Annotated in this window: 5 protein-coding genes; 4 read left to right on the top strand and 1 reads right to left on the bottom strand. The window is 74.2% G+C overall.

Annotated elements, in window-relative coordinates:
• Positions 1 to 103 precede the first annotated feature (103 nt).
• The 4 genes from rlmN (at position 104) to L1885_RS21550 (ending at position 5,602) form a co-directional block, all read left to right on the top strand.
• Positions 104 to 1,216 carry a dual-specificity RNA methyltransferase RlmN gene (gene rlmN / locus L1885_RS21565; RefSeq protein ID WP_235798819.1) on the top strand — a complete coding sequence of 371 codons (1,113 nt, stop codon included), beginning with the start codon at positions 104 to 106 and terminating at the stop codon, positions 1,214 to 1,216.
• A gap of 405 nt (positions 1,217 to 1,621) precedes the next feature.
• On the top strand, positions 1,622 to 2,737 hold the full coding sequence (locus L1885_RS21560; protein ID WP_235798818.1) for a thiamine ABC transporter substrate-binding protein: 1,116 nt from the start codon (positions 1,622 to 1,624) through the stop codon (positions 2,735 to 2,737).
• A 115-nt stretch (positions 2,738 to 2,852) separates the two neighbouring features.
• On the top strand, positions 2,853 to 4,463 hold the full coding sequence (locus tag L1885_RS21555) for an ABC transporter permease (protein ID WP_235798821.1): 1,611 nt from the start codon (positions 2,853 to 2,855) through the stop codon (positions 4,461 to 4,463).
• Positions 4,463 to 5,602, top strand: coding sequence for an ABC transporter ATP-binding protein (locus L1885_RS21550; protein ID WP_235798817.1), 1,140 nt, complete (start codon positions 4,463 to 4,465; stop codon positions 5,600 to 5,602). Before L1885_RS21555 ends, L1885_RS21550 begins: the two co-directional genes overlap by 1 nt.
• Here the strand turns inward: L1885_RS21550 and L1885_RS21545 are convergent.
• A partial coding sequence (locus L1885_RS21545) for a GNAT family N-acetyltransferase (RefSeq protein ID WP_308117371.1) occupies positions 5,599 to 6,156 on the bottom strand: 558 nt, incomplete at its 5' end. The two genes, L1885_RS21550 and L1885_RS21545, sit on opposite strands and share 4 nt — an antisense overlap.

The raw sequence follows: 6,156 nt of genomic DNA, 5'->3' as shown, positions 1-6,156 counted from the left end.
CGAGCGGCCCGCGCGGCCGCGCGGCGTGCGCCGACCGTGCGCCCGGCCGGTGCGCGCCGTGCGGCGGGACGACCCCACCACCGTCGTACCGAGGAGTTGTCGCATGGCCGCGCCGAAGCCGGGAGAACTGACGTTCGCCGCGCCCAAGGGCGTGAAGCGCCCGCCGCGGCACCTCGCGGACCTGACGCCGGCGGAGCGCCGCGAGGCGGTCTCCGCGGCCGGCGAGAAGCCGTTCCGGGCGAAGCAGCTCTCGCAGCACTACTTCGCCCGGTACGCCCACGACCCCGAGCAGTGGACCGACATCCCGGCCGGCTCGCGGCAGCGCCTCGCGGACGCGCTGCTGCCCGACCTGATGTCCGTCGTGCGGCACATCTCCTGCGACGACGACACCACGCGCAAGACGCTGTGGCGGCTGCACGACGGCACGCTCGTCGAGTCCGTGCTCATGCGCTACCCGGACCGGGTCACGATGTGCATCTCCTCGCAGGCGGGCTGCGGCATGAACTGCCCGTTCTGCGCCACCGGGCAGAACGGCCTGGACCGCAACCTGTCGACCGCCGAGATCGTGCACCAGATCGTCGACGGCATGCGCGCGCTGCGCGACGGCGACGTGCCCGGCGGCCCCGCGCGGCTCTCCAACATCGTCTTCATGGGCATGGGTGAGCCGCTGGCCAACTACAACCGCGTCGTCGGCGCCATCCGCCGGCTCACCGACCCGGAGCCGGACGGCCTCGGCCTCTCGCAGCGCGGCATCACGGTCTCCACGGTCGGCCTCGTCCCGGCGATGCTGCGTTTCGCCGACGAGGGTTTCAAGTGCCGGCTCGCGGTGTCGCTGCACGCCCCCGACGACGAGCTGCGCGACACGCTCGTCCCGGTGAACACGCGCTGGAAGGTGCGGGAGGTGCTGGACGCGGCCTGGGAGTACTCGGAGAAGTCCGGCCGCCGCGTCTCCATCGAGTACGCGCTGATCCGCGACATCAACGACCAGGCCTGGCGCGGCGACCGGCTCGGCCGGCTGCTGAAGAGCCGGAACGTGCACGTCAACCTCATCCCGCTGAACCCGACGCCCGGCTCCAAGTGGACCGCGTCGCGCCCCGAGGACGAGAAGGCGTTCGTGGAGGCGATCGCCGCGCACGGCGTGCCCGTGACCGTGCGGGACACCCGCGGCCAGGAGATCGACGGCGCCTGCGGGCAGCTGGCGGCCGCCGAGCGCTGAGCGGCGCCCCCACGGCGAGGCGGCCGCCCGGAGCGGACCGGCCCCCCGGCGAGGCGGCGTCCCGCGGCGCGGACCCGCGGCGCCCCGGCCGACCCGCGCGACGGTACGCGGCGCCGGCCGCGCCCGTACCGCCTCCCGCGGGTACCCCGTGTGTACCCTGGGGGGCGAACGTACGGCATACAACCCATAGCGATACACCCGACAGGGGAGCGCCACAGCGCTGAGAGTGCGGCGGACCGGGAGGAACCTCCCGGGACAGGGCCGCAGACCCTCTGAACCTCGCCCAGGTCATTCTGGGTAGGAAGTTCGGTCGATACTCGAGCTGTTGCGCCCTGCCCCGGCCCCCGGAGGACCGGAGCGGGGCCGCGTCTCTTCCTGGACTGGACGTCCCAGGAGGAATCAGAAGTGCCCACCACCCGCAAGCTCGCCTCGGCCGCACTCGCCGTGGCGATCGGCGCCACCGCCCTCGCCGCCTGCGGCTCGAACGGTTCCAAGGCGTCCGCAGGCAGCGGCGGAGACGCCCCGACGGGGTCGAAGACCGTCACGCTCGTCAGCCACGACTCGTTCGCCGCCTCCCCCTCCGTGCTCAAGGCCTTCACGAAGGAGACCGGCTACACGGTCAAGGTCCTCAAGACCGGCGACGCCGGCGAGGCCGTCAACAAGGCGATCCTCACCAAGGGCGACCCCCAGGGCGACGTCTTCTTCGGCGTCGACAACACCCTCCTCAGCAGGGCCCTCGACAACGGCCTGTTCACCCCGTACGCCGCGAAGGGCCTCGACCGGGTCGACCCCAGTACGCGGCTCGACGGTTCGAAGCACCGCGTCACGCCGATCGACAGCGGGAACCTCTGCGTCAACTACGATCGCGCGTACTTCCGCGACCACGAACTGGCGCCGCCGGCGACCTTCGCCGACCTGGTCAAGCCGCAGTACAAGAACCTGCTGGTCACGGAGAACGTCGCCACGTCCTCGCCCGGCCTCGGCTTCCTGCTGGGCACCGTCGCCAAGTACGGCGACTCCGGCTGGCAGGGGTACTGGAAGAAGCTCAAGAACAACGGCGTACAGGTCGTCGACAGCTGGGAGCAGGCCTACAACCAGGACTTCTCCGGCTCGGCGGGCGGCAAGAAGGCCAAGGCGACCCGGCCGCTCGTCGTCTCGTACGCCTCCAGCCCGCCGTCCGAGGTGCTGTACGCGAAGCCGCAGCCCAAGACGCCCGCCGAGGCCCCGACCGGCGTGGCGACCGGCACCTGCTTCCGGCAGATCGAGTTCGCGGGCCTCCTCGACGGCGCGAAGAACCCGGCCGGCGGCAAGGCCCTGATCAACTTCATGATCAGCAAGAGGTTCCAGGAGGACATGCCGCTCCAGATGTTCGTCGACCCCGTCGTCGAGGGCGCGAAGGAGCCCGCCGTCTTCACGAAGTTCGGCGCGAAGATCACCGGCGGCGAGACCATGAGCCCCTCCCGGATCGCCGCGCACCGCGACCAGTGGATCCAGACGTGGTCCTCGCTCCTGGTGAAGTGACGACGTGACCCTCGCTCCCGGCCGGGTGGCGGGTCCCGGGCCGGCAGGGCCCGCGCCCGGGCCCGCGGACCGCCGCCCGCGCGCAGGGCGGCCCGCGGCGGTCCGCCTCGCGCTGATGGCGGTGCCCGCCGCCTTCTTCGCGGTCTTCTTCGCCTACCCGGTCGTCTCGATCGTGGGCCGGGGCCTGAAGACGGCGGACGGCTGGCAGTTCGGCGCGATCACGCAGGTCCTCGGCCGGGCCGACATCCTGCACGTGCTGTGGTTCACGCTGTGGCAGGCCCTCGCGTCGACGGGCCTGACCCTGCTGATCGCGCTGCCCGGCGCCTACGTCTTCGCGCGCTTCTCCTTCCCCGGCAAGCAGGTGCTGCGCGCGGTCGTGACCGTGCCGTTCGTGCTGCCCACCGTCGTCGCGGGCACGGCGTTCCTCGCGCTGCTAGGCCGCGGCGGGCTCCTCGACCAGCTGTGGGGCGTACGGCTCGACACGACGGTCTGGGCCATCCTGCTCGCCCACGTCTTCTTCAACTACGCCGTCGTGGTGCGCACCGTGGGCGGCCTGTGGGCGCAGCTCGACCCCCGCCAGGAGGAGGCGGCCCGGGTGCTGGGCGCAGGCCGGTTCGGGGCGTGGCGGAAGGTGACGCTGCCGGCGCTCGCCCCGGCGGTCGCCGCGGGCGCGCTGATGGTGTTCCTGTTCACGTTCACCTCCTTCGGCGTCATCCAGATCCTCGGCGGGCCCGGCTTCGCCACCCTGGAGGTGGAGATCTACCGGCAGACCGCCCAGCTGTTCCAGCTGCCGACCGCCGCGATCCTCACCCTCGTCCAATTCGTCGCCGTCGGCGCGGTCCTCGCCGTGCACGCCTGGACCGTGCGGCGCCGGGAGAGCGCGCTGCGCCTCGTCGACGCGGCCACCACGGCCCGGCGCCCGCGCGGGGCCGGGCAGTGGGCCCTGCTCGGCGGCGTCCTCGCGAGCATCGGGCTGCTCCTCGTGCTGCCGCTCGGGGTGCTGGTGGAGCGGTCGTTCGACACCCCCGGCGGGCACGGCCTCACGTACTACCGGGCGCTCACCGCCGTCGACGCCTCGGGCACCTTCCTGGTACCGCCGCTGGAAGCCGTCTGGAACTCGGTGCGGTACGCCGTCGTCGCCGCCGCGATCGCCCTGGTCGTCGGCGGTCTGGCGGCAGCCGCCCTGACCCGTCGGGCCGGGCGGCTGGTGCGCGGCTTCGACGCGCTGCTCATGCTGCCGCTCGGCGTCTCCGCGGTCACGGTCGGCTTCGGCTTCCTGATCAGTCTCAACAAGTCCCCCCTGGACCTGCGCAGTTCGTGGATCCTGGTGCCGCTGGCGCAGGCGCTCGTCGGGGTGCCGTTCGTCGTGCGCACGATGCTGCCCGTGCTGCGCGCCGTCGACGGCAGACTCCGCGAGGCGGCCGCCGTGCTCGGGGCCTCCCCGCTGCGGGTCTTCCGCGAGGTCGACCTGCCGCTCGTGCGGCGGGCGCTGCTGGTGGCCGCCGGATTCGCGTTCGCGGTCTCCCTCGGCGAGTTCGGCGCGACCGTCTTCATCGCCCGGCCGGACAACCCGACCCTCCCCGTCGCCGTGGCCCGGCTGCTGGCGCGCCCCGGCGACCTCACGTACGGCGAGGCGATGGCGCTGTCCACGGTCCTCATGGTGGTGTGCGCCGTCGCGCTGCTGCTGCTCGAACGCATCCGCACCGACCGCTCGGGAGAGTTCTGATGCCGCTTTTGACCCTCCAGGACGTGACCGTGCGCTTCGGGGCACGCGCCGCTCTCGACGCGGTACGGCTCGACGTCGCCGAGCACGAGATCGTCAGCGTGCTCGGGCCGAGCGGCAGCGGCAAGTCCACGCTGCTGCGCGTCGTCGCGGGACTCCAGGCACCCGACAGCGGCCGGGTGCTGCTGGCGGGCGCCGACCAGGCCCCCGTGCCGGTGCACCGCCGGGGCGTCGGGCTGATGTTCCAGGACCACCAGCTCTTCCCGCAGCGCGACGTCGCGGGCAACGTCGCCTTCGGCCTGCGCATGCACGGCGTGCCGCGCGGCGAACAGGCCGAGCGGGTCGAGGAACTGCTGGAGCTGGTGGGTCTGCCGGGCGCCGGCGGCCGGTCCGTCGCGGCGCTGTCCGGCGGTGAGCAGCAGCGGGTCGCGCTCGCGCGGGCGCTGGCGCCCCGGCCGCGGCTGCTCATGCTGGACGAGCCGCTGGGCCAGCTCGACCGGGGCCTGCGGGAACGGCTCGTCGTCGAACTGCGTGGACTCTTCCAGCGCCTGGGGACCACGGTGCTCGCCGTCACGCACGACCAGGGCGAGGCGTTCGCGCTCGCCGACCGGGTCGTGGTGATGGGCGAGGGCCGCGTCGCGCAGACCGGCACGCCGCTGGAGGTGTGGCAGCGTCCCGCGTCCGCGTTCGTGGCGCGTTTCCTCGGCTTCGACAACCTCGCGCCCGCGACCGTGGGCGGGGGCGTCGCCGACACGCCCTGGGGCAAGCTTCCCCTCCCGCCGGGCGTGCCCGAGGGGGAGCGGACCGTGCTGGTGCGGCCGGCCGGCCTGAGGCTGGCCGCGGCCGGCGCGGAGCCCGGCGCGGGGGGCGGTCTGCGCTGCACGGTCGAGGCGCGCGCGTTCCGGGGCGGCCGTGTCGGCGTCCGCCTGCGCCCCACCGACGGCGCCCCGCCGCTCGACGCCGAGTGCGCCCTGGCCGACGCGCCCCGCGAGGGGGACACGGTCGCCGTCACGTTCGCGCCCGGGGACGTCCTGGTGCTCCCCGGGGCCCCGGAGCGGGCCGAAGACGGACGGGACGCGGGCGCCGGGCCCGCACCCGGCGCCGTGGAAGCCCCCGGCGACGCGACCCGCGGGCGTCTTTAGAACAGCAGCGCGTAGTAGCGCAGCCGGTCGTCCACCCCGGCGGGCCGCATCCCGGCGGCCCGCATCACCCGCTGGGACGCCACGTTGGTGTGGTCCGTGTCGCCGCGCACCCCGCGCACCCCGAGCGCCCGCAGGTGCGCGAGGAGGCCGCGCAGCGCCTCGGTGGCGTAGCCCCTGCCGTGCTCGGACGCGATGACGCTGTAGCCGACGGTCACGATGTCGTCGGCGTCCGGCGGGCCGTGGAAGCCGAGTCCGCCGATGGCCCGGCCGTCCGACCTGCGCCGGATCTCGTACGTGCCGAACGGGGTCGGGTCCCCGCTGATCGAGCACGTGGCGAGGAAGGCGCTGACGCCCTTCACGTCGAACGCGTCCGGGTAGCCGGGAGCCCACCGGTCGCCGGGGCCCGCCTCGGCGGCGACGACGCGTTCGGCCTCGTCGACGCTCAGCGGATGCAGGAGCAGGCGGGCCGTGCCCACGTCGGCGGCGGCCGGGCGGCCTCCGCCCGCCGGCGCGAAGAGGCCCCCGGCCGGGACGGGCCGTCCGGTCCCGGCAGG

Origin of the sequence: Streptomyces fuscigenes, from assembly GCF_021556455.1 — a bacterium.
GTDB lineage: Bacteria > Actinomycetota > Actinomycetes > Streptomycetales > Streptomycetaceae > Streptomyces > Streptomyces fuscigenes.
The sequence above is the reverse complement of the archived record's forward strand: the minus strand, read 5'-3'. Positions and strand labels throughout refer to the sequence as shown.

What these genes read in the sequence shown, in the direction of transcription:
- L1885_RS21555 (WP_235798821.1), top strand. Translation starts at nt 2,853, where the DNA reads ATGGCGGTGCCCGCCGCCTTCTTCGCGGTCTTCTTCGCCTACCCGGTC.
- L1885_RS21550 (WP_235798817.1), top strand. Translation starts at nt 4,463, where the DNA reads ATGCCGCTTTTGACCCTCCAGGACGTGACCGTGCGCTTCGGGGCACGC.
- rlmN (WP_235798819.1), top strand. Translation starts at nt 104, where the DNA reads ATGGCCGCGCCGAAGCCGGGAGAACTGACGTTCGCCGCGCCCAAGGGC.